Origin of the sequence: Geodermatophilus telluris (assembly GCF_900102745.1) — a bacterium.
GTDB classification, from domain to species: Bacteria; Actinomycetota; Actinomycetes; order Mycobacteriales; family Geodermatophilaceae; genus Geodermatophilus; species Geodermatophilus telluris.
Map to the genome: position 1 here is coordinate 652,639 of NZ_FMZF01000002.1, position 21,318 is coordinate 673,956.

At 75.7% G+C, this 21,318-nt stretch carries 22 protein-coding genes; 7 read left to right on the forward strand and 15 right to left on the reverse strand.

Features of this window, described 5'->3' with window-relative positions; genetic code table 11:
• The first annotated feature begins 142 nt into the window (after positions 1 to 142).
• From BLQ97_RS08335 to BLQ97_RS08345, 3 genes are read left to right on the forward strand one after another with little or no spacing between them, the layout of a single operon-like run.
• Positions 143 to 748 (forward strand): hypothetical protein, encoded by a 606-nt coding sequence (locus BLQ97_RS08335; RefSeq protein ID WP_091365047.1) that lies wholly within the window; start codon positions 143 to 145, stop codon positions 746 to 748.
• Between the two features lie 19 nt (positions 749 to 767).
• A complete protein-coding gene (locus BLQ97_RS08340) occupies positions 768 to 1,424 on the forward strand; it encodes a maleylpyruvate isomerase N-terminal domain-containing protein (protein WP_091365049.1) in 657 nt (218 codons plus the stop codon).
• A gap of 31 nt (positions 1,425 to 1,455) precedes the next feature.
• Positions 1,456 to 2,709, forward strand: a complete 1,254-nt coding sequence (locus BLQ97_RS08345) for a geranylgeranyl reductase family protein (protein ID WP_091365050.1) — start codon at positions 1,456 to 1,458, stop codon at positions 2,707 to 2,709.
• 66 nt (positions 2,710 to 2,775) lie between these two features.
• On the opposite strand, the gene trhA is transcribed toward BLQ97_RS08345, so the two are convergent.
• Positions 2,776 to 3,591: a PAQR family membrane homeostasis protein TrhA gene (gene trhA, locus BLQ97_RS08350; RefSeq protein ID WP_091365052.1), complete on the reverse strand. Its 816-nt coding sequence runs from the start codon at positions 3,589 to 3,591 to the stop codon at positions 2,776 to 2,778.
• A 136-nt stretch (positions 3,592 to 3,727) separates the two neighbouring features.
• Here trhA and BLQ97_RS08355 point away from each other — a divergent pair, with 136 nt between their 5' ends.
• The 4 genes from BLQ97_RS08355 (at position 3,728) to phoH2 (ending at position 7,619) form a co-directional block, all read left to right on the forward strand.
• The gene (locus tag BLQ97_RS08355; protein ID WP_091365782.1) at positions 3,728 to 4,507 is read left to right on the forward strand and encodes an isoprenyl transferase; all 780 of its coding nucleotides are present in this window, start codon (positions 3,728 to 3,730) and stop codon (positions 4,505 to 4,507) included.
• A gap of 13 nt (positions 4,508 to 4,520) precedes the next feature.
• Positions 4,521 to 5,738 carry a DUF885 domain-containing protein gene (locus BLQ97_RS08360; protein WP_091365054.1) on the forward strand — a complete coding sequence of 406 codons (1,218 nt, stop codon included), beginning with the start codon at positions 4,521 to 4,523 and terminating at the stop codon, positions 5,736 to 5,738.
• Between the two features lie 4 nt (positions 5,739 to 5,742).
• Positions 5,743 to 6,081: a hypothetical protein gene (locus BLQ97_RS08365; RefSeq protein WP_091365056.1), complete on the forward strand. Its 339-nt coding sequence runs from the start codon at positions 5,743 to 5,745 to the stop codon at positions 6,079 to 6,081.
• A gap of 242 nt (positions 6,082 to 6,323) precedes the next feature.
• Entirely contained in the window at positions 6,324 to 7,619 is a 1,296-nt protein-coding gene (gene phoH2 / locus BLQ97_RS08370) for an RNA 5'-3' helicase PhoH2 (protein WP_091365783.1), read from the forward strand.
• A 75-nt stretch (positions 7,620 to 7,694) separates the two neighbouring features.
• Here the strand turns inward: phoH2 and BLQ97_RS08375 are convergent, their stop codons facing one another.
• The 14 genes from BLQ97_RS08375 to BLQ97_RS08440 form a co-directional block, all read right to left on the reverse strand.
• A complete protein-coding gene (locus BLQ97_RS08375) occupies positions 7,695 to 8,612 on the reverse strand; it encodes a hypothetical protein (protein WP_091365058.1) in 918 nt (305 codons plus the stop codon).
• 153 nt (positions 8,613 to 8,765) lie between these two features.
• Complete coding sequence (locus BLQ97_RS08380) at positions 8,766 to 9,011, reverse strand: hypothetical protein (RefSeq protein ID WP_091365060.1); 246 nt, start codon at positions 9,009 to 9,011, stop codon at positions 8,766 to 8,768.
• Positions 9,008 to 11,671, reverse strand: a complete 2,664-nt coding sequence (locus BLQ97_RS08385) for a hypothetical protein (RefSeq protein ID WP_175471643.1) — start codon at positions 11,669 to 11,671, stop codon at positions 9,008 to 9,010. The genes BLQ97_RS08380 and BLQ97_RS08385 overlap by 4 nt, the downstream gene beginning before the upstream one ends.
• Positions 11,652 to 13,682 carry a flagellar biosynthesis protein FlhA gene (gene flhA, locus BLQ97_RS08390; RefSeq protein ID WP_091365064.1) on the reverse strand — a complete coding sequence of 677 codons (2,031 nt, stop codon included), beginning with the start codon at positions 13,680 to 13,682 and terminating at the stop codon, positions 11,652 to 11,654. Before flhA ends, BLQ97_RS08385 begins: the two co-directional genes overlap by 20 nt.
• Before the next feature lie 159 nt (positions 13,683 to 13,841).
• Complete coding sequence (locus BLQ97_RS08395; protein WP_091365066.1) at positions 13,842 to 14,990, reverse strand: EscU/YscU/HrcU family type III secretion system export apparatus switch protein; 1,149 nt, start codon at positions 14,988 to 14,990, stop codon at positions 13,842 to 13,844.
• Positions 14,991 to 14,993: 3 nt separating this feature from the next.
• Complete coding sequence (fliR, locus tag BLQ97_RS08400; protein WP_091365068.1) at positions 14,994 to 15,758, reverse strand: flagellar biosynthetic protein FliR; 765 nt, start codon at positions 15,756 to 15,758, stop codon at positions 14,994 to 14,996.
• A 5-nt stretch (positions 15,759 to 15,763) separates the two neighbouring features.
• Positions 15,764 to 16,039, reverse strand: a complete 276-nt coding sequence (fliQ, locus tag BLQ97_RS08405; RefSeq protein WP_091365070.1) for a flagellar biosynthesis protein FliQ — start codon at positions 16,037 to 16,039, stop codon at positions 15,764 to 15,766.
• Positions 16,036 to 16,851 (reverse strand): flagellar type III secretion system pore protein FliP, encoded by an 816-nt coding sequence (fliP, locus tag BLQ97_RS08410; RefSeq protein WP_091365072.1) that lies wholly within the window; start codon positions 16,849 to 16,851, stop codon positions 16,036 to 16,038. The genes fliQ and fliP overlap by 4 nt, the downstream gene beginning before the upstream one ends.
• A complete protein-coding gene (locus BLQ97_RS08415; protein WP_245692046.1) occupies positions 16,851 to 17,285 on the reverse strand; it encodes a FliO/MopB family protein in 435 nt (144 codons plus the stop codon). The genes fliP and BLQ97_RS08415 overlap by 1 nt, the downstream gene beginning before the upstream one ends.
• A gap of 5 nt (positions 17,286 to 17,290) precedes the next feature.
• Positions 17,291 to 18,040, reverse strand: a complete 750-nt coding sequence (gene fliN, locus BLQ97_RS08420) for a flagellar motor switch protein FliN (RefSeq protein ID WP_091365075.1) — start codon at positions 18,038 to 18,040, stop codon at positions 17,291 to 17,293.
• Positions 18,037 to 19,005: a flagellar motor switch protein FliM gene (locus BLQ97_RS08425; RefSeq protein WP_245691974.1), complete on the reverse strand. Its 969-nt coding sequence runs from the start codon at positions 19,003 to 19,005 to the stop codon at positions 18,037 to 18,039. The genes fliN and BLQ97_RS08425 overlap by 4 nt, the downstream gene beginning before the upstream one ends.
• Before the next feature lie 161 nt (positions 19,006 to 19,166).
• The gene (locus tag BLQ97_RS08430; RefSeq protein WP_091365077.1) at positions 19,167 to 19,652 is read right to left on the reverse strand and encodes a flagellar basal body-associated FliL family protein; all 486 of its coding nucleotides are present in this window, start codon (positions 19,650 to 19,652) and stop codon (positions 19,167 to 19,169) included.
• The gene (locus tag BLQ97_RS08435) at positions 19,649 to 20,551 is read right to left on the reverse strand and encodes an OmpA/MotB family protein (protein WP_091365078.1); all 903 of its coding nucleotides are present in this window, start codon (positions 20,549 to 20,551) and stop codon (positions 19,649 to 19,651) included. Before BLQ97_RS08435 ends, BLQ97_RS08430 begins: the two co-directional genes overlap by 4 nt.
• Positions 20,548 to 21,318 (reverse strand): motility protein A, encoded by a 771-nt coding sequence (locus BLQ97_RS08440; RefSeq protein ID WP_091365080.1) that lies wholly within the window; start codon positions 21,316 to 21,318, stop codon positions 20,548 to 20,550. Before BLQ97_RS08440 ends, BLQ97_RS08435 begins: the two co-directional genes overlap by 4 nt.

Genomic DNA, 21,318 nt, shown 5'->3' on the forward strand with positions numbered 1-21,318 from the left:
CACGGCGCGGTCGAGCACATCCTGCCGTCGTCACCGTCGGGCCACCCACCGTCACCGGTGTTCGCTCTGGGCGTGGTGCTCAGGTGGCCACCCGGCGCTACCGTGTAAGCGTGTAATCAAGCACGCACCCGAGGAGGCCCTCGTGCACGGACACCACCGTTTCGCCGACTCTCCCTTCGCCCGCGCGGGCGCCGGCTTCCGCGGACGCGGGCCCGGAGGCCGCGGCCGCGGCGCCGAGGGGCCACCCCCGGTCGACCGGGCCGAGGTCGCCGGCTGGTTCGCCGGGCGGCTGCCCGACGGCTGGTTCACCGCTCCCGTGGAGATCACCGTCGACCGCGACGAGATCACCGTCGTCGGCACCCTGGCCGAGCCCGACGCCGGTGAGGGCGACCCCGCCGCCGCCCGCGCGGGGCGGATCGCCCGGTTCCGCGAGGAGACCCGCGAGCAGCGCATGGCCGTCGCCGACGCCGCCCAGGCCCGCTACGGCCGCTCGGTGGCCTGGGGCGCCGCGTGCGGCGACGCCCGCGAGGTGTTCACGAACGCCTCGGTGCCGGTGATGACCCGGTTGCGCCAGCCCGAGCGGCTGGTCCTCGACACGCTGGTCGACGCCGGGGTGGCCCGCTCCCGTTCCGAGGCGCTGGTGTGGGCGGTCCGCCTGGTCGGCCGCAACGCCGACAGCTGGCTGACCGAGCTGCGCGAGGCCATGGCCTCGGTGGAGGAGGTCCGGGCGCGCGGCCCGCAGCCGTGACCTCTGCGACGCTGCCGGGGTGAGCCCGGAACTGCTGCGGTCCACCTACGGCGCGCTGTCGGCCACCGTCTCCGACCTGGCGCCGGAGGAGGGCTGGCAGCCCAGCGGGTGTGCCGGCTGGGCCGTCCTCGACCTCACCCTGCACCTGGTGGACGACGCCCGCCGGGGCCTGGTCGCGCTGGCCACCCCGGCGGGCGGCCCGCCCACCACCGACGCCGTCGCCTACTGGCGGTCCTGGCGGCCGACCGCCGGGCAGGACGCCGACACCGCGTGGCGCACCCGCGTGCGGGCCAGCGCCACCACCGGGCTGCCCGAGCTGGCGCCCGTGTACGCCGAGCTGGTCGCGGCGGTGGGGGTGGCCGCCGGGCGGACACGGCCCGACGAGCTGCTGGGCACCCAGGGGTGGGTGCTGCCCGCCGGCGACCTGTGCTCCACGCTCGCCGTCGAGGCCGCCGTCCACCACCTCGACCTGGTGGCGCACCTGGACCGGCCCGGGCCGCCGGCCGCGGCGCTGGCCGAGGTGCGGCGGGTGCTCGAGGGGCTCCTCGGCGCGCCGCTGCCCGCCGGGTGGGACGACGTGACGGCCGCCCGGCGCGGCACCGGCCGCGAGCCGCTGACCGACGCCGACCGGGCGGCGCTGGGGCAGGTCGCGGCCAGGTTCCCCCTGTTCGGTTAGCGCCGGACGCGTACCAGGGACACTGGACGTCGTGCCCGCCGCTGCCGCCGTCCCCGCCGCCACCGACGTGCTCGTGGTGGGGGCCGGTCCGGCCGGGTCCGCCGCGGCCGCCTGGGCCGCCCGCGCCGGGCACGACGTGCTGCTCGCCGACGCGGCCGTCTTCCCCCGCGACAAGGCCTGCGGCGACGGGCTGACCCCGCGCGCGGTCGCCGAGCTCGACCGCCTCGGCCTCGGCGACTGGGCCCGGTCCCGCGCCCGCAACCGCGGGCTGCGCGCCGCCGGCTTCGGCCGGACCTGGGAGCTGCCGTGGCCCGGCGGGGCCTTCCCCGACCACGGCAGCGCGGTGCCGCGCACCGAGCTCGACGCCCGCATCCGCGCCTGCGCGCTGGCGGCGGGGGCGGCGCCGCTGGAGGGCGCGCGGGCCGTCGACGTCGAGCGCGACGGCGACCGGGTGACCGGCGTCGTCCTCGAGACGGCGGGGGAGGAGACGGTCACCGTCGGCTGCCGGCGGCTGGTCGTGGCCGACGGCGTCCGGTCCCCGCTGGGCCGGGTGCTCGGCCGCGAGTGGCACCGCGACACCGCCTACGGCGTGGCCGCCCGCGGCTACGTGCGCTCGGGCCGGGCGGACGACGAGTGGATCTCCTCGCACCTGGAGCTGCGCGGCGCCGAGGGCGAGCTGCTGTCGGGCTACGGCTGGGTGTTCCCCCTGGGTGCCGAGGCCGGGCAGGTCAACATCGGCGTCGGCACGCTGGCCACCGCCCGGCGCCCGGCCGGGGTGGCGCTGAAGTCGCTGCTGGAGGTGTACGCCGACGCCCGCCGCGAGGACTGGCGGCTGCAGGGTCCGGTCGAGACGCCGGCGTCGGCGCTGCTGCCCATGGGCGGGGCGGTGTCGGGGGTGGCCGGGCGCAACTGGGCGCTGGTCGGCGACGCCGCGGGCTGCGTGAACCCGCTCAACGGCGAGGGCATCGACTACGGGCTGGAGACCGGGCGCACCGTCGTCGACCTCCTCGGCAGCGACGACTGGTCGCCGGCCTGGCCGGCGATCCTCCGCGAGCACTACGGCGAGGCGTTCTCCGTCGCCCGCCGGCTGGCCGGGCTGCTCACCGTGCCGCGCTTCCTGCCCGCGGCCGGGCCGGTCGGCATGCGCTCGCGGGCGCTGATGACCGTGGCGCTGCGGGTGATGGGCAACCTGGTCACCGACGAGGACCGCGACCTCGTCGCCCGCGCCTGGCGCACCGCCGGCCGCCTGTCCCGCCGCTTCGACGACCGCCCGCTGTTCGCCTGACCGGCCTCCCCGCAGGGGCCCGCCGCGAGCGTGCGAGTGGTGGGGGGGGGGCGGGGAGGTCCTCCCTCAGCCGACGAACGGCGAGTTGTACATCGCGAAGTAGACGGCGATGTAGTGGCAGATCGCGGCCACGATGGTCATCGCGTGGAACACCTCGTGGTAGCCGAAGACGCCGGGCACCGGGTTGGGCCACCGGACGGCGTAGGCCACCCCGCCGAGGGTGTACAGCAGCCCGCCGGCGGCGAGCAGCACCAGCGAGGTGACGCCGGCGATGTGCAGGATGTCGGTGAGGATGAAGACGGCGACCCAGCCCAGGCCCACGTACAGCGGCACCCCGAGCCAGCGGGGCGCCGTCGGCCAGGAGAGCTTGAGGCAGACGCCGGCCAGCGCGCCCGCCCAGACCCCGCCGAGCACCCAGTAGCCGGTGGGCTGGTCGACGGCGAGCAGCGAGAACGGCGTGTAGGTGCCCGCTATGAACAGGAAGATCATCGAGTGGTCGAGCCGCTTCATGAGCTTCCAGCCGCGCGGTGACCAGCGCCGCCGGTGGTAGAGCGCGCTGATGCCGAACAGCCCGCAGATCGTCACGCAGTAGACGGCGACGGAGAACCCGGCACGGGCGCCGAGCACCGCGCCCAGCGGCACGAGCACCGCGCCGGCGACGACGGCGCCGAAGAAGGCGAACAGGTGCAGCCAGCCGCGCATCCGCGGACGGGTGTCGGGGTGCTCCCAGTCGCCGTCGGCGAAGTCCTCGGCGGTCCAGGTCCGCTCGACCTCCTGGCCCTCGTCGAGGACGGCGGCGACGGCGGGGCCGCGCGGGGCCTCGATCTCGGCGCCGTCGGCCTGCACCCGGACGGGCTCGCGGTCGTCGGCAGCGGCGGTCATGGACCGAGGTTACGGAGCTCCCGGGAGGGGTGCACCGCCGGCGAGCTGTGAGCTCCCCGGCAGTGCCGCGGGCTCCGGGCCGGGCGCGCCGGGACGGCTGCGGAACGTGTGCGGCCGGGGGCCTACTGTGTCCAGCGTGGGGGCGCGCCAGTGGGTCCGCGACGCTCTGACCCAGGTCTACGAACGGCGCCTGGCGCGGCAGCTGGTGGGCGCCGACGTCCCCCGGCACGTCGGGGCGATCATCGACGGCAACCGGCGCTGGGCGCGGGCCACCGGCCTGCTCGACCCCAACGCCGGCCACCGCCGGGGCGCCGACCGGATCGCCTCCTTCCTCGGCTGGTGCGACGAGGCCGGCGTGGAGGTGGTCACCCTCTTCCTGCTCTCCACCGACAACCTCTCCCGGCCCGAGCCGGAGCTGACCCCGCTGCTGCGGATCATCGAGGGCGTCGCGGAGGACCTGTCGGCGCCCGACCGGCGCTGGCAGCTGCGGCCGGTGGGCGCGCTCGGGCTGCTGCCGGCCGAGACCGTCGCGGTGCTCAAGGAGGCCGAGGAGGTCACCCGCGGGCGCCCGGGCGCCCACGTCAACCTCGCCGTCGGGTACGGCGGGCGGCGGGAGATCGCCGACGCCGTCCGCTCGCTGCTGGCCGAGCACGCCAGCCGGGGGACGACGCTCGACGAGCTCATCGGCGTGCTCGACGTCGAGCACATCGCCGAGCACCTCTACACCCGCGGCCAGCCCGACCCCGACCTGGTCATCCGCACCAGCGGCGAGCAGCGCCTGTCGGGCTTCCTGCTCTGGCAGACGGCGCACTCGGAGTTCTACTTCACCGACGTCTACTGGCCCGACTTCCGCCGCGTGGACTTCCTGCGTGCGCTGCGGGCCTACGCTGCGCGGCACCGCCGGTTCGGTGGGTGACAGACTCGGGCGCATGGCCTCCGGCACCGTCGACGTCCCCCTCGAGTACGTCCGGCTGGGCCTGCGCTTCGACCGGCTGGAGGCCGGCTTCGTCGACGCCTACACCGGCGAGAAGCGGATCCGCGCCGAGGTGGAGAGCGAGCCGGCGCCGACGCCGCAGGGCCTGCGCGACCAGGCGCGGGCGCTGCTGCGCGAGCTCGACGCCTCCGGGCTGCCCGCCGACCGGGCCGGGTTCGTCCGCGGCCAGCTCACCGGGCTGGAGTGCAGCGCCCGGAAGATGAGCGGCGAGCCGGTGGGCTTCCTCGACGAGGTGCGCAGCTACTTCCAGGTCGACCTCACCCTCGGCGACCCGGCCGACTACGCCGCCGCGCACGCCGACCTCGACGCGCTGCTGCCCGGCGAGGGCGGCCTGGCCGAGCGGTACGCCGCGCACCGCCGCCGCGAGGAGTGCCCGCCGCAGCGGCTGGGGGAGGCGGTGCACGCGCTGTCCAGCGCGCTGCGCGACCGGGTGCGCGGCCGCTACGGCCTGCCCGAGGCCGAGACGGTGCGCTACGAGGTCGTCACCGACAAGCCGTGGTCGGGCTTCAACTACTACGAGGGCGACTACCGGTCCCGGGTGGCGATCAACGCCGACCTGCCGCACCGCCTGAGCCAGCTGCCGCACCTGGTGGCGCACGAGTCCTACCCCGGCCACCACACCGAGCACTGCCGCAAGGAGCGCGGGCTGGTGGAGCGGGCCGGGCACCTCGAGCACACCGTGTTCCTGGTCAACACCCCCGAGTGCCTGATGGCCGAGGGGCTGGCCGACCTCGGCGTCGACGCCTCGATCGGGGCGGGCTGGGGGCCGTGGGCCGCCGACGTGCTCGGCGACCTCGGGCTGCGCTTCGACGGGCACCTCGCCGAGCGGATCGCCGCGGCCGCCGCGCCGCTGAACCGGGTGCGCCAGGACGCCGCCGTCCTGCTGCACGACCGAGGTGCCGACGCCGACGAGGTGGTCGCCTACATCCAGCGCTGGTCGCTGGTCAGCGCCGAGCGGGCCCGCCAGCAGCTGCGCTTCCTCACCCACCCGCTGTGGCGCGCCTACATCACCACCTACGTGGAGGGCTACGACCTGCTGCACCGCTGGCTGGCGGCCCGGCCGGCCGGGCAGGACGTCGCCGACCGCTTCCTCCGCCTGCTCGACGAGCCGCTGACCCCGGCCGTCGTCACCGCCGAGCTGCCGGCCGGCTGAGCCCGTGTCCCGCCGTGATCCGGGGGAGGCCCGCGTCCTGGGGCTGTGGACGGCGGGCTGGCTGTTCGCGCTGCTGCTGGCCGGGCTGGTGCGCTTCGGCGACCTCTCCGTGCAGTGGCCGGTGCTGCTCGTCCCCGTGCTCTGGGCGGTGGTGGCGCTGCGGCCCCGGCGCCGGGCGCGGGCCCGGGTGCGGCGGGTCCACGAGGGGACCCGGGACGACCTGCGGGGCTGGCCGCCGCGGGAGGACGTCCCGCTCCCGGGCCGCCCGGCGCCGACCCGGGAGATGCCGGCGTCCTGGCAGCAGCCGTGGCCGCCGGGGACCCGCGACCGCCGCCGCGGCTGACCCCGACGGGTGGGGCGGCTGGGACCGGTGGTCCCTCCGACGGAGGACACGCCTCCCGTCCGTCATGTGACCGTCACCTCCCCGCTCTAGCGTCCGGGGTGGACGACGGGCCAGCTCCGCCGTCCACGGGAGGCCCGGTGGGTGCGGACGAGTTCGTCGACCTGGGGGCCGGTGCCCGGCCCCTGTGCCGGGGCCCGGTTCCCTTCGAGCCGGGGCGCGCCGCGCCCCACGGGAGTGCACTCGTGACCGCTCGCCGCACGTACGTCCTCGACACCTCCGTCCTGCTCTCCGACCCCGGCGCGCTGCTGCGCTTCGGCGACGCCGACGTGGTCCTGCCGCTGGTGGTCATCGGGGAGCTCGAGGACAAGCGGCACCACCACGAGCTGGGCTGGTTCGCGCGGCAGGCGCTGCGCTTCCTCGACGACCTGCGGGTGGCCCACGGCCGGCTCGACGCGCCCGTGCCGGTCGGCGAGGAGGGCGGCACCGTGCACGTGGAGCTCAACCACAGCGACGCGGCGGTGCTGCCGGCCGGCTTCCGCAACGACAGCAACGACAGCCGGATCATGGTCGTCGCGCTCAACCTGCGGGCCGAGGGCCGCGACGTCTGCCTGGTCACGAAGGACGTGCCGCTGCGGGTCAAGGCGGCCGCGGTCGGCCTGGACACCGACGAGTACCGCGCGCTGGACGCCGTCGACGCCGGGTGGACCGGGATGGCCGAGCTGTCGGTGGACGACGCCGAGCTCGACGCGCTCTACGGCGCCGGGGAGGCCCTCCTGCCGGCCGCCGCGGAGCTGCCGGCGCACACCGGGCTGGTGCTGCTGTCCTCGCGCGGGTCGGCGCTGGGCCGGGTGACGCCGGACAAGCAGGTGCGCCTGGTCCGCGGCGACCGGGAGGCGTTCGGGCTGCACGGGCGCTCGGCCGAGCAGCGGATCGCGCTGGACCTGCTGCTCGACCCCGAGATCGGCATCGTCTCGCTCGGCGGGCGGGCGGGGACGGGCAAGTCGGCGCTGGCGCTGTGCGCGGGGCTGGAGTCGGTGATGGAGCGGCGGGCACACGCGAAGGTCGTCGTCTTCCGGCCGCTGTACGCCGTCGGCGGGCAGGAGCTCGGGTACCTGCCCGGCAGCGAGGGCGAGAAGATGTCGCCCTGGGCGCAGGCCGTCTACGACACGCTCGGCGCGCTGGTCTCCAGGGACGTGCTCGACGAGATCGCCTCGCGGGAGCTGATCGAGGTGCTGCCGCTGACCCACATCCGCGGGCGGTCGCTGCACGACTCGTTCGTCATCGTGGACGAGGCGCAGTCGCTGGAGCGCGGGGTGCTGCTCACCGTGCTGTCGCGGCTGGGTTCGGGCTCGCGGGTGGTGCTCACCCACGACGTCGCCCAGCGGGACAACCTGCGGGTGGGCCGGCACGACGGCGTCGCCGCGGTGGTCGAGCAGCTCAAGGGGCACCCGCTGTTCGCGCACGTGACGCTGACCCGGTCCGAGCGCTCGCCGATCGCCGCCCTGGTCACCGAGATGCTGGAGGACCTGCCCTTCTGAGGCCCTCCTGGGGTGTTCCTCGTCCTCCTGGGGTCCTGCAGGACTCCCGAGGGACGAGGAACACCCCAGGAGTGGTCAGCCGCCGCGGACCAGAGCCCGGCGGACCCGGGCGCCGAGGCGGGCCGGGGCGGCGAGGTCGTCCCAGGTCCACCGGGTGACGCCCCAGCGTTCGTCGCGGATGGCGTCCTCCCGGCGCTTCTCCTCGAAGACGACGTCGCCGGGGTGTTGGCCGGGCCGCAGCAGCCGCCCGTACTTCACCGCTCCGTCGAACTCACCCACCACCCGGCGGTCCTCCCAGACGAAGTCCGCCCGGCCCAGCAGCGGCCCGTCGGCCGCGTGCACCGGGAACTGCAGCCCGGTCGGGGAGAGACCGAGCCGGTGCAGCAGCACCCGGCTGCGGCTCTCGCCGACGCTCTCGCTGCGCCCGTCCGCGAAGGCCACCGCTCGGCTCGCCGCACGCACGCCGGGCCGTCCGCCGGCGCGCTCCACCGCCGCAGCCAGCGCCGTCTCGCTGCAGACGCCGTCGTGCAACGCCGCGTCGAGGACGACCACGGCCCGCTCGAAGGGCAGCGCGCGGGCGAGGTCGACGGCGGTCCGCGCGGGAGCGGTGACCGGGGTGCCGCCGACGTGCACCACCTCGTCGTCGTCGAGCTCGCCGACGTGGACCACGAGCGCCCGGCTGGCGTCGTTCCACGCCGGCGGCCGCCGCGTGACGTGCACCCGCTGCAGCGGCACACTCCACAGCGGCAGGCCCAGCAGGACGGCGGCCGACTGGTGGCTCACGACGGCCGGCCGCCGCAGTGCCGCCAGCGTCGCCCGCACCAGCAGCCGGTGGCGGACGGCGCCGTTCTCGGGTGCCGGGCCGTCCAGGTAGGCGCCGCGGCGCAGCCGGACCCAGTCCCGGCGCCGGGTGAGGCGTCCGATCTCGTCGTCGGAGAAGCCCTCCTGGAGGGCGTCGGTACGGAGGACGAGGCGGGACGGGAGCTCGGGCACCGGAGGACCGTCGCTGACCGGCGACCCCGCTGACGGTCGTCGGGCGCGACGGTGGAGGACGGCGACCCTGTGGACGGCGCTGCTCCTGGAGTCGACCCCGGTGCCCTGGAGCGCTGCAGCACCCCGAGAGACCGAGATCGGCCCCAGGAGGTGTCAGGGAGCGGGGTCGGGGTCCGGGTCGGCCGGCGAGGGGACGGCGGTGCGGCGGCCGGCCGGCGGGGTGCGCGGCGGCGTCGCGGCGAACCGCAGCAGCGCCACCGCGCCCCAGCCGGCGAGCAGGCACCAGGGCAGCCGCGCGGTGACCTCGTCGGCGGTGAAGTCGCCGCGCAGGCCGAGCGCCAGCACCGGCAGGGCCAGCACGAGCCCCGCCACGAGGACCTCCCAGCGCAGCGGGCTCATGCCTCAGCGGTCTCCAGCCGCTCGCACAGCAGCGAGGCCCAGCGGTGCGCGGTCGCCCGCACGCCGTCGAGGAGGGCCACCGGCACCGGCGTCCGCCCGAGGACGGCGGCGGGGTCGGCGGTCAGGTCGGTGTCCTGGACGACGAGCGCGTCCACGCGGGGGAGCGCGTCGAGCCACGGGCCGACGTCCTCGGGCTTGCGGGTCGCCTCGACGACGGCCCACACGGCCACCGGCGAGAACACCGCCATGACCTGCTCGAGCCAGGTGCGGCCGCCGGCGCGCATCGGGGCGTCGACCGCCACGACGGTCGGCGTGGCCGCGGCGGCGGCCTCCTGCTTGCGCGCCAGCGCGGTCTCCACCGAGGTGATCCGGCTGCCCTCGGCGGCCAGCGCGGCGAGGTCGCCGCGGGTGGCCCACTGCAGCCGGTCGGCGTCCAGGCGCATCGACACCGAGAGCGCGCGGGCGGCGGCCAGCGTCTCGACGCCCGGGCCGACGACGAGCAGCACCTCGCCGGGGCCGGCCGGGGCCGACGGCGCCGCGGGCAGCGCCGCGCCCAGCGCCCGGGTGAGCGCCGCGTAGGTGCCGTGGGCGGCGACCTCGGCGGTGAAGGCGGCGTCGAGGACCTGCTCGGGCACGCCCAGGGCGCGCAGCCGGGCGACGGTGCCGGCCGCCTCGGCCATGCGCGAGTCGGCGAGGTCGCGGCCGGAGGGGCCGCGCCCGCGCACCGAGGGGACGACGACCCGGCCGCCGCCGCGCGTCTCGACCGGCAGGCGGGTGACCGTGGCCAGCCCGGACGGCGGCCGCGGCGCGGCGATGCGGGCGACCGCCTGGCCGGGCACCGGCGGGCGCCGCCGCGCGGGCGGGACCGGCGGGCGGGACAGCAGCGGCGGCACGGCCAGCGCCTTGCCGGGGGTCGGCGGGGGCAGCAGCGACAGCGGGGGCAGGACGGCGGTGGAGTCCAGCGCGACGGGCGCCGGGTCGCTGGCGGTGGCCGCGAGGGCCAGCCGCTCGGACCCGACCTGCTCGGCGACCTCCCACTCGTCGGACTCCGCGGAGGCGTCCACCCACGCCGGCTCCTCGGCCGCGGCCCTCGTGCGGGCGGGGACCGGCGGGCGGCCGCGGTGCACGCCGCCGTGGGTCGAGGCGTTGGCCAGCACCCCGCGCAGGATGTCGGTGAGCGCGTCGTCGGGGGTGTCGTGGGCCAGCGCGGCGCGCAGCACCTCGGCGATCGCCTCCTCGCGGCCGGTGGCCGGACCCGAGGCCAGCTCCTCGGGTGCCCAGGCCGGGGCCACCGGCTGCGGCGCCGGGACCTCGATCGGCGCGACGACGACGGCGGGCAGCACGTCGGTGGTCGGCTCGTCGTCGAGCACGGCGAGCGCGGCGGCCCGGCGCCCGAGGGCCCGGGCTGCCGCGACCTCGGCCACCGGCGCCGGTGCGTCGTCGGCGTCGCCGAGAAGCTCGGCCAGGAGCGACTCCTCGCCGGCGGCCTCGGCCTGCTCGTCGCTCATCGGCTCCTCGGCCGCGGGGGCCGGGCGGGCCGGCGCGGGGGTGCGGACGGCGGGCACCGGGTCGGCCCACATGTCGATCTCGGGCGCCGCGGCCGGCTCCTCGACGGCGACCGTCGCAGCGGCGACCGGCGCGGGCGCGACGACGGGCGCCGGGGCCTCGGCCACCGGCTCGGGCGCCGGGACCGGAGCCGGGGCGGGCGCCGGGGCCTCGGCCACCGGCGCGGGAGCCGGAGCCGGGGCGGGGGCCGGAGCCGGAGCGGCGGCGGGCGCGGGCGCGGGCCCCGCGGCGGTGACCGCGGCCAGCGCGGCGGCGAACGGCACGGCGGGCGCGGCCGGGGCAGCGGGCTGCGGCGCGACCGGGCGGGCGGCGGGCTCCTCCTGTGCCGGGGCGGCGGGCGCCGTCCGCAGCGAGGTGGCGACGGCGTCGTCCACGGCCTCCCGGACCTCGCGGTCGCCGGCGACGACCTGCGCCAGGGCGGCGGTGAACAGCGACGGGCCGGCGGCCTCGGCCGGCGGGGTCGCCGGCGGCCGCGCCGCGGGGCGGTTCGGGCGGCGGGCAGCGGACGCGGCCGGCCGGCCGGCGGTCGCCAGGGCCTCGGCGAAGCCGTCGGCGCCACGGTCGGCGGCGCGGTCGGTGGCGGTCCGGTCGGTGGGACGGTGCGCGGCGCGGGAGGCGGCGCCGGCGTGCCCGGCGGCGGAGGCGTGGGCCGCCGGGCGGCGTCCGGCGGCGGGGAACGCGGCGCGGGAGTAGAGGTCGACCTCGGGCCGGTCGCCACCGCCGAGCAGGCCGGCGAGCTCGTCCACCGGGTCGGGCAGCTCGGCGAGCGGGCGCGGCGTGCGGGCGGCGGGCCGCGCGGCAGCGGGCCGGCGGGACCCGGCCACCGGCCGGATGTCGGAGTCGGCCAGCACGCCGGCGTCGCGGCTGAGCGCCGCCTCGATGCGCCGGGCCGACTCCGACTTCGGCGCGGGGGTGCGCCGCACGGGCTCGACCTCCTCGACCTCGGCGACGAAGCGCTCGGTGGCGAAGAAGCCCAGGACCCCGCCCGAGCGGATCCGGCGCACGCCGGTGATCCGCACCGCGTGGCCGTAGCGCTCGCGCGCGGCAGCGACGGCGGCCTCGGGCGTGGACGCCTCAACGGATGGCAACGGCACCGCTCACCACTCCCAGTGACTCGATCTGGGCCGTGCGGGAGACCTCCGAGTAGGAGATCACCGGCAGGCGGGGAAGGACCTGGCGGACCAGGCGGGACAGGGCCGCCCGGACCTGGGGGGAACACACGAGGACCGGCGAGAGGCCGTGGCTCTCGGCCTCCTCCAGCAGTCCGGAGCAGCCGGTGACCAGGGCGTCGACCGAGCCGGCGTCGAGGGCCAGCACCTGGCCGCCGTCGCTGGTGCGGACCGCCTCGAGGAGACGCTGCTCGAACGCGGGCTCGAGGGTGAGCACGTGCAGCCGCTCGTCGGGGGTGACGTAGGGGTGGCTGATCGCCGAGCCGAGCGCCGCGCGCACGGCCTCGACCAGCCCGTCGACGTCGGTGGAGACCTTCGCGCGGACCGACAGCGCCTCGAAGATGCGCACCAGGTCGCGGATGGACACGTTCTCGGCGAGCAGTGCGTGCAGCACCCGCTGCACCTCGCCGAGGGTGAGCAGCGCGGGGGTGAGCTCCTCGACGACGACCGGGTGGCTGCGCTTGACCATCTCGACCAGCAGCCGGACGTCCTCGCGGCCGAGCAGCTCGGCGGCGTTCTGCCGCACGACCTCGGCCAGGTGCGTGGTGATGACCGAGGAGCGGTCGACGACGGTGGCGCCGGCCATCTCCGCCTGCCGCTGCAGCTCCACCGGCACCCACTTGGCGGGCAGCCCGAACACCGGCTCGCGGGTCGGGCGGCCGGGCAGGCCGTCGAGCGAGTCGCCGATGGCCAGCACGGTGCCGGCCGGCGAGGAGCCCTTCGCGGCGGGGACGCCGTTGAGCCAGATGACGTACTGCGAGGCCGGCAGGTCCAGGTTGTCGCGGGTGCGCACCAGGGGGATGACCAGGCCGGTCTCCATGGCGACCTTCCGGCGCAGCGCCTTGACCCGGTCGAGCAGGTCGCCGCCGCGGGCGCTGTCGACGAGGTCGACCAGGTCGAAGGCCACCTCGAGCTCGAGCGGGTCCACGCGCATCTTCTCGGCGATCGCCTCGGGGGAGTCCGGGGCGGGCTCGTCGGCGACCGCGGGGGCGGCCGCGTCGTCGTCGTCCGGCACGACCTCCTGCATCCGCGAGGCCATGACGAGGAACGCCGTGCCGATGACGAGGAACGGCAGCTTGGGCAGGCCGGGGATCAGGCACAGCGCCAGGGCGGCGCCGCCGGCGATCCGCACCGGCTGCTTGAACCGGCCGAGCTGGGCGAGCAGGTCGCTGCCCATGTCGCCCTCGCTGGCCGAGCGGGTGACGATGATGCCGGTGGCGGTCGACAGCAGCAGCGCGGGGATCTGCGAGACCAGGCCGTCGCCGACGGTCAGCAGCGAGTAGGCCGAGACCGCCTCGCCGGGCGCCATGCCCCGCTGCACGATCCCGACGGCGAAGCCGCCGACGAGGTTGATCAGCGTGATGATGATGGCGGCGATGGCGTCGCCCTTGACGAACTTCGAGGCGCCGTCCATCGAGCCGTAGAAGTCGGCCTCGGCGGTGACCTCGGTGCGCCGCTTGCGCGCCTGCTTCTCGTTGATCAGCCCGGCGTTGAGGTCGGCGTCGATCGCCATCTGCTTGCCGGGCATCGCGTCGAGGGTGAAGCGGGCGCCGACCTCGGCCACGCGCCCGGCACCGTTGGTGATGACGACGAACTGGATGATCGTGAGGATCACGAAGATCACCAGACCGACGACCAGCGAGCCGCCGATCACGAAGTGCCCGAAGGCCTCGATGACCTTGCCGGCGTAGCCGTCGCTGAGCACCAGCCGCGTCGAGGAGACGTTGAGCGCCAGCCGGAACAGCGTCGCGATGAGGATCAGCGACGGGAAGACGGCGAAGTCCAGCGGCCGCTTGATCTGCATCGCGACGAGCAGGATCAGCAGCGACGCGGTGATGTTGAGTCCCAGCAGCAGGTCGAGCACCGCGGCGGGCAGCGGCACGACCAGCATCAGGACGATGGCCACCACACCGATCGGCACGGCGGCCTTCGTCATCCCTCGCACGGGTCCTGCATCGGCAGGTCCAGTCGAGTGCGGCACCGCTCCGGTCGCAGGCCGCCCCACGCGCCCCACCCGCCCCGTGCGTCAGGGCACTCCCGGGGCACTCCCGCGGAGTCGCCCGGTGCGCGTCCGCGGAGTCGCCCCCGGGGTCGGTCAGGACGCGACCGGCGCCCTCCTGCGGCCGGCCCGCGGGAGGCCGGTGACGTCGGGGGCCTCGAAGCCCGGCCGGTGGAAGCCGCCGCGCACGCCGCGCCGGCCCAGCTGCATGACGAAGGCCAGCACCCGCGCCACGGCGGTGAACAGCTGCGGCGGCACCTCCTGGCCGATCTCGCAGGAGGCGTGCAGCGCCCGGGCCAGCGGCACGTCCTGCACCAGCGGCACGCGCGCCTCGGCGGCCTTCTCGCGGAGCTTGGCGGCCAGCTCGTCGGCGCCCTTGGCCACCACCCGCGGGGCGCCGCGCTCGGGCTCGTAGCGCAGCGCGACCGCGACGTGGGTGGGGTTGACCAGCAGGACGTCGGCGGTGGCGACGTCGGCCATCATGCGGTTGCGCGACATGGCCATCTGGGTGGCCCGCCGCTGCGCCTTGACGTGCGGGTCGCCCTCGGACTGCTTGTGCTCCTGCTGGATCTCGTACTTGCTCATCTTGAGCTTCTTCATGATCTGCACGCGCACGATCACGTAGTCGGCCACCGCGATGGCCAGGCCGGTGACGGCCACGACGCGGAACATGAGCACCGCGCTGTCGGTGAAGGTGGACACCACCGTCGACAGCGGCAGCGCGCCGGAGGCCGACACCAGCGTCTGCGCGCGGTTGCTGGTGACGGCGACGACGGTGCCCAGCGCCGCCGTCTTCAGCACCGCCTTGACCGCCTCCCACAACCCGTGGGTGCCGAACATCCGCTTCATCCCGGGGAACGGGTTGAGCTTCTTCAGCGTCGGCTTCATCGGCTTGGCCGACACCGTGACCCCGCCCTGGGCGGCCGAGGCCAGCGCGCCGACGAGCATCAGGCCGATCGCCGTCGGCAGCAGGGTGGACAGGAAGGCGTCCAGCGCCACGCCGAGCAGCCGGGTGACCGCCTCGGGCTCGGGGTGCTCGGCCACCGAGCCGACCTGCACGAACAGCCGGCCGACGGCGTCGAAGGCGTTGCCCACCAGCATCGGCAGCAGGGCGCTGGCCACCGCCACCCCGGCCCAGGTGCCGAGCTCCTGGGTCCGCGGGATCTGCCCCTCCTTGCGCGCCTCCTTGAGGCGCTTCGGAGTGGGCTTCTCGGTCTTCTCCCCGCCCGGTCCGTCCTTGGCCACGGCTCACCCGCTCCGGAGGGCGACCACCGCGCGGGTGGCCTGCTCGAGCAGCGCGTCGAGCGCCGGCGGCAGCAGCGGGAAGGTGAGCCCCAGCAGGGTCAGGGTCAGCATGATCTTCACCGGGAAGCCGATGGCGAAGATGTTGAGCGCGGGGGCGGCGCGGGAGAGCAGCGCCAGGGCGACGTCGGCCAGCAGCAGCACCGCGACCATCGGCCCGGCGATCTGCAGCGCGGCCAGGAACATCGCGGAGAACGCGGTGAGCACCACCTCGGCGACCGCCCCGGCCGGGTACCCGCCCGACACCGGCAGCCCCTCGTAGGAGGTGGCGAAGCCGCGCACGATGAGCAGGTGCCCGTTGCTGGTGAACAGCAGCGTGGTGGCCAGCAGCGAGTGCAGCTTGCCGACGACGGAGTTCATCGTCATGGCCAGCGGGTCGTAGGCCGGCTGGAGGGTGAAGCCGCCGGTGACGTCGAGCAGCTCGCCGGCGAACTGGACGGCGGTGAAGAACAGCTGGACGACGAAGCCCAGCGCCGCGCCGACGGCCACCTCGGTGACCGCGGTGACGAGGAGGAAGCCGGTGGTCGGCTCGGGCAGCCCCGGCGCCACCCGGTCGACCAGCGCGACGGCGAGGGCCAGCGCGAGCGCGCCCTTGACCGGAGCCGGCACGGCGCGGGTGTTGAACGGCGGGGCGAGCAGGACGAAGCCCGCCGCTCGGGCGGTGGCGAGCAGCAGCGCCGCGAGGGTGACCGCCGGGACCTCGAGGTCCATGCCGCTCAGGTCCGCCCGAGCAGCCGCGGCAGCGAGTCGAACAGGGCCTCGGTGAAGCTGACCAGCTCCGCGAGCACCCAGTTGCCCGTGACCAGCAGCGCCACGGCGACGGCGATCATCTTCGGGACGAAGGACAGCGTCGGTTCCTGGATCTGGGTCGCCGCCTGGAACAGCGAGATCGCGAAGCCGACCAGCAGCGCCGTCAGCAGCACCGGGGCGGCGACCTTGGCGGCCACCGTCATGGTCTGCACGGCGATCTCGGTGACGTCGGCGTCACTCACGTGTAGCTCCCGACGAGCGCGGTGGTGATCAGCGCCCAGCCGTCGACGACGACGAACAGCAGCAGCTTGAACGGCAGCGACACGATCGACGGCGGCACCATCATCATGCCCATCGCCATGAGCGCGGCGCTGACCAGCATGTCGAGCACCAGGAACGGGATGAACACGACCAGCCCGATGATGAAGGCGCTCTTGAGCTCGGAGAGCACGAACGCCGGGACCAGCGTCGTCATGCTCACCGCGGCACGGTCCTCGGGCTGCTCCTCGCCCGAGAGCCCGACCATCAGCTCGAGCTCGTCGTCGCGGGTGTTGTCGAGCAGGAACTCCCGCAGCGGCACGACGCCGGCGTCGTAGGCCTGCGAGACGGTGATCGTGCCGTCCATGTAGGGCTGCACCGCGACCTCGTTGACGTCGCTGAACACCGGACCCATCACGAACAGGGTCAGGAACAGCGCGATGCCGGTGAGCACCGAGTTGGGCGGGGAGGACTGCAGGCCCAGCGCGTTGCGGGTCAGCGACAGCACCACGGCGATCTTGGTGAACGAGGTGCACAGCAGCAGCACCGACGGCGCCACCGACAGCACGGTGACCGCGAGGATCAGCGTGATCGAGGTGCTCGGGCTGCCGTTGCCGACCGAGATGTCCACGCCGCCGTCGACGGCGGGCACGGCCGGCGCGGTCGGCGCCGTCGGTGCGGTCGGCGCGGCGGCCGCGGAGCCGGCGGTCAGCACGCCGGCCAGGCCGCAGCCCAGCAGCGCGAGCAGGACGACACCGGCCCGGCGCAGGCGCCCGGGGGCGGGGGAGCGGCCCATCAGCGGCGGACCGTCCGGTCGCGCAGCTGCGTGACGAACGTCGACCAGCCGCCGCGGTCGAGCACCGACCCGGCCAGCACCCCGCCGACCCGGCCGCTCCCGACCCGGGGCGCGGGCAGCGGCTCGCCGTCCTCGCCGTCCTCGCCGGCGCTGCGCGGGGCGGGGACCCGGGCGGCGAGGGTGGCCTCGACCGCCTCCACCGACTCGCCGTCGAGCTCGGCGAGCAGGGTGACCTGCTCCTCGGTCGCGCCCACGACGAGCACGCGGTCGGCGATGCGCACCACGTTGACCGTGCTGCTGCGGCCCAGGCGCTGGCGGGCGACGACGTCGACCAGCCCGGCGGAGGAGCCCAGCCCGCGCTTCTGCGCCACGCGGGCGGCGAACCACAGCACGCCGCCGACGAAGGCCAGCGAGAGCAGCAGCCGGATGACCATCCACGTCACGGCGCGGCCTGCCCGATCTCGGTGGCGGCGTCGGTGACGATCTCGCTGATCCGCAGGCCGAAGTCCTCGTCGACGACGACGACCTCGCCGCGGGCGATGAGCGTGCCGTTGACCAGCAGGTCGGCCGGTGCGCTGGCGGCGCGGTCGAGCTCGACCACCTCGCCGGGGTGCAGCGACAGCAGCTCGCCGACGGTCATCCGGGTGCGGCCGATCTCGACGGTGACCTCCATGGCCACGTGCCGCAGCAGGTCCAGGCTGCCGCGCTGGGTGCGCGGCGCGGCGGTCGGCAGCGTCACCTGCAGCGCGAGGGTGGCCTGGTGGTCGTCGCCCGCCAGCAGCGGGACGGCGACGAACATGCCCTTGTCCCGCAGCCCGTCGAGGGCGGTGACCGGGTCCTCGGTGCGCTCGGCGTCCACCCGGACCCGGCCGAGGGTGGCCGCGGCCGCCTCCAGCGCGGGGCGCAGCGCGGTGGCGACGTCCATCGGGCCGACGGGGGAGTTGTCGAGGGCCTCGACGACGTCGGCGGAGAGCACCAGGACGACGTCGCCGGACACCTCGCCGGAGAGCCGGGCGCTGACCGCGGCGGCCGCGGCCGGCGGGAGGGGCACCGCGTCGGGGTCGGTCACCGCGGCCCCGGGGACCAGCTCGCTGCTGGCCGGGACGAGGACGGCGGCCGCGCGGGCGGCGGCGACGACGACGGCGGTGATCGTCTCCGAGGCCTGGGTGTGGTCGAGGGTGGCGGTCATGCGGGGTCCTTCACGGCCGACGGGGTGGGGACGATGGCGGCGGCCAGCCGACGCCGGTGGTTGCTGGCGATCGCGTGGGCGAACACGACGTCGTTGGTGGTGACCTCCAGCGGCGCGTCGCGCGGGTGGCGCAGCAGCAGCACGTCGCCGACGGTCAGCGACAGCAGGTCCTCGGAGGAGACCTCCAGCGGCGTGAAGCGGACGCTCACGTCGACCGGGACGAGCTCGAGCCGCTCGGCGAGGGCCTCCGCGGCGCGCTGGCGCTCCCGCTGGGCGGACTCCGACAGCTGCGGGGAGGCGGCGTCGGACAGCGCGGGCGCGAACGAGGAGAACGGGAGCACCAGCGTGGCGGCGCCCTCCCGCGTGCCGATCGACAGCGTGAAGCGGGCGACCATCACCGTGTCCGAGCCGGCGGCGGCCTGGGCCAGCGCCGGGTCGTACTCGATGCCGTCGGACACCGGCCGCACGTCGGCGACGTGGGTGAAGGCGGCGGCGAACTCCTGCAGCAGCCGGCTGAGCAGCTGCCCGGTGATGGTGGTCTCCATCGTCGTCAGCGGCCGCTCGGGCTGCTGGGCGGCGCCGGAGCCGCCGAGCATGTGGTCGACGGTGGCCATCGCGATGTCGAGCGGGTAGGCCAGCAGGCCCTTGCCGGCCAGCGGCTCGATGGTGAACGTCGACAGGAACGAGGGCTTGGGCAGCGTCGCGACGTAGTCGTCGTAGGAGTGCTGCTCGATGCCCAGCAGCTCCAGGCGGGCGCCGGTGCGCAGCATCGTCGTCAGGACCGTCGTCGCCTGGCGGGCGAAGGCCTCCTGCGCGATCTGCAGCACCCGCACGTGCTCGCGGGAGAGCTTGGTCGGGCGGCGGAAGTCGTAGGTGCGGGGTGCACCTCGCCGGCTGCGGCCGCCCACGGCCGGCGACTGCGGACCGGGCCCGCTGGGGGCGGTCGGCATCTCGGGGCGGGTCACGGGTCCCTCATCGGCGGGGCCGGAACGCGAACTGACCGGCGGCGCGGTGCGCCGCCGGTCAGCCGGGGAGGGTGTGACGCGTGGTGCGCCGGGTGGTTCCTGGGTGTGACGGGTGGGGCCGGAGGCCACCGGGTGGTCCGGTGGGGGCGCCTCCCGCGGACCTACTGGGTCACGTACTCCGTGAGGTAGACGCCCATGACCATCTCGACGCCCTCCTCGGTGTAGGCCTCGATGATCTGCTGCTCCAGCGACTCCTTGAGCGCCTCGCGGGCACCGGTGACGTCGGCCGGCTGGGCCTGCGAGTAGGTGGCGATGAGGATGTCGAGGGCCTTGGACCCGTCGACGCCGCCGCTGCCGTGACCGCCGGCGGCGGCGTCCGCGGTGTACTCCAGGGTGATGCCGATCTTGAGGTAGCCGCCGCCGGCGAGGTTGACCGCGACCGGCTCGAGGGCGGTGTACCCGCCGTGCTCGGGCTCGACGGCCTCGGCCTCCCCGCTGCCGGCGAAGAGGAGGAAGTAGGCGGCCGCCCCGGCCACGACCAGGAGCGCGGCCACGACGACCAGCAGCTTCTTCTTGCCGCCGCCCTTGGCCTCCTCGCCGTCCTCGGCGTCCTTGGCGGCCTTCTTGTCCTTGGTCTTGGTGCTCACGGGGTGCCTTCCTGTGCGGGTGCGTCGAGGCCGGGCAGCAGCTGGCGGGCCTCGGCCGAGGCGTCGGACACCACGACGATGTCGACGCGGCGGTTGACGGTGATGGCGCTGGGGTCGCTCTCCGGCACCAGGGGGCGGGTGTCGGAGTAGCCCGTGCCCGACAGCCGGTCCTGCGGCACGCCGCCGGCGGCGAGGTAGCGGACGACGGTGGTGGCCCGGTAGGCCGACAGCTCCCAGTTCGACGGCCACGGCCCGCCGCGGGTGACCGGCAGGTGGTTGGCGTGCCCCTCGATCCCGATCTGGTTGGGCAGGGCGGCCAGCGTGGGGGCGACGGCGTCGAGGACGGCGCGGCCCTGGGGCTGCAGGTCGGCCTCCTCGGGCGCGAAGAGCACCGGGTCGGACACGATGTGCACGACCAGGCCGCGCTCGTCGATCTCGTATCGGGCCGTGCCCGCGTGACCGGCGGCGGCGAGTGCGGCGTCGATGGCGTCCCGCGCGGCGGCGAGGTCGTCGTACTCGGCCTGCGCCTCGGCGGCCACCCGGCCGGCCTCCTCGGCGGCGGCCTGGGCGGCCGCGGCGTCGACGTCGTCCTCCGCGGCCGGGGCCGGCGGGATCTGCACGTCGACGGCGGCGTCGAGGGCGTCGAGCACCGAGGCGTCGGAGTTGGTCCCGGCGCTGCTCAGCGCGCTGACCGGGGCGCCGAAGGCCTCGGACAGGCCGCTGGCGAGGGCGGCGAACTTCGCCTTGTCCACCTGGCTCATGGCGAAGAGCACCACGAACAGCACGAGGAGCAGCGTCATCATGTCCGCGTAGGACACCAGCCACCGCTCGTGGTTCTCGTGCTCCTCCTCCTCGTGCTTCTTGCCCCGGCGGCGGCCGCCGTGGCCGCCGCCGCTCATGCCGCCTCCTTGGCGACCTCACTGGGCGGGATGAGCGAGTTGAGCTTGAGCCGCACGGCACGGGGGCTGGTGCCGGCCTGGATCTCGGAGATGCCCTCGACGAGCAGCTCCATCTGCGCGGCCTGCAGCTCGCTGACCCGCACGATCTTGGCGCCCATCGGCAGGAACCAGAAGTTCGCCGCCATGACGCCCCAGAGCGTGGCGACGAACGCCGAGGCGATCATCGGGCCCAGCGCCTCGGGGTTGCTCAGGTTCCCCATGACGTTCATCAGGCCGACGATGCAGCCGACGATGCCGATGGTCGGCGCGTAGCCGCCCATCGTGTTCATGAACTTGGCGGCGACCTTGTCCTCGGCCTTCTTGGCCGCGATCTCGCTCTCCAGGACGGCGCGCAGCTCCTCGGGGTCGGTGCCGTCGATGCCCATCTGCAGGCCGCGCTTGAGGAACGGGTCCTCGATGGCCTTGACCTGCGCCTCGAGCGCGAGCAGCCCCTCCTTGCGGGCCTTCTCGGCGAGGCTGACCAGCGTCTGGATCTGCTCGGTCGCCGGCGGCACCTTGGCCGGCATGACCGCCAGCTTGAACCAGCCGCCCATCTTCGTGAGGTCGCTCATCGTCTGGCCCGACATCGCCGCGCCGAAGGTGGCGACGATGACCAGGATGATCGCCGGCAGGAAGATCAGCGACGTCGGGTCGGCGCCCTCCATGACCATGAAGACCAGGAGGGCGACGAGGGAGATGACGAACCCGATGAGGGTGGAGGGGTCCAC

Excerpts from the sequence above, each read along its gene's own strand:
- trhA (WP_091365052.1), bottom strand. The coding sequence starts at position 3,591 with ATGACCGCCGCTGCCGACGACCGCGAGCCCGTCCGGGTGCAGGCCGAC.
- fliN (WP_091365075.1), bottom strand. The coding sequence starts at position 18,040 with ATGACCGCCACCCTCGACCACACCCAGGCCTCGGAGACGATCACCGCC.
- fliP (WP_091365072.1), bottom strand. The coding sequence starts at position 16,851 with ATGGGCCGCTCCCCCGCCCCCGGGCGCCTGCGCCGGGCCGGTGTCGTC.
- BLQ97_RS08360 (WP_091365054.1), top strand. The coding sequence starts at position 4,521 with ATGGCCTCCGGCACCGTCGACGTCCCCCTCGAGTACGTCCGGCTGGGC.
- BLQ97_RS08415 (WP_245692046.1), bottom strand. The coding sequence starts at position 17,285 with ATGGTCATCCGGCTGCTGCTCTCGCTGGCCTTCGTCGGCGGCGTGCTG.
- flhA (WP_091365064.1), bottom strand. The coding sequence starts at position 13,682 with ATGACGAAGGCCGCCGTGCCGATCGGTGTGGTGGCCATCGTCCTGATG.
- BLQ97_RS08380 (WP_091365060.1), bottom strand. The coding sequence starts at position 9,011 with ATGAGCCCGCTGCGCTGGGAGGTCCTCGTGGCGGGGCTCGTGCTGGCC.
- fliR (WP_091365068.1), bottom strand. The coding sequence starts at position 15,758 with ATGGACCTCGAGGTCCCGGCGGTCACCCTCGCGGCGCTGCTGCTCGCC.
- BLQ97_RS08435 (WP_091365078.1), bottom strand. The coding sequence starts at position 20,551 with ATGAGCGGCGGCGGCCACGGCGGCCGCCGCCGGGGCAAGAAGCACGAG.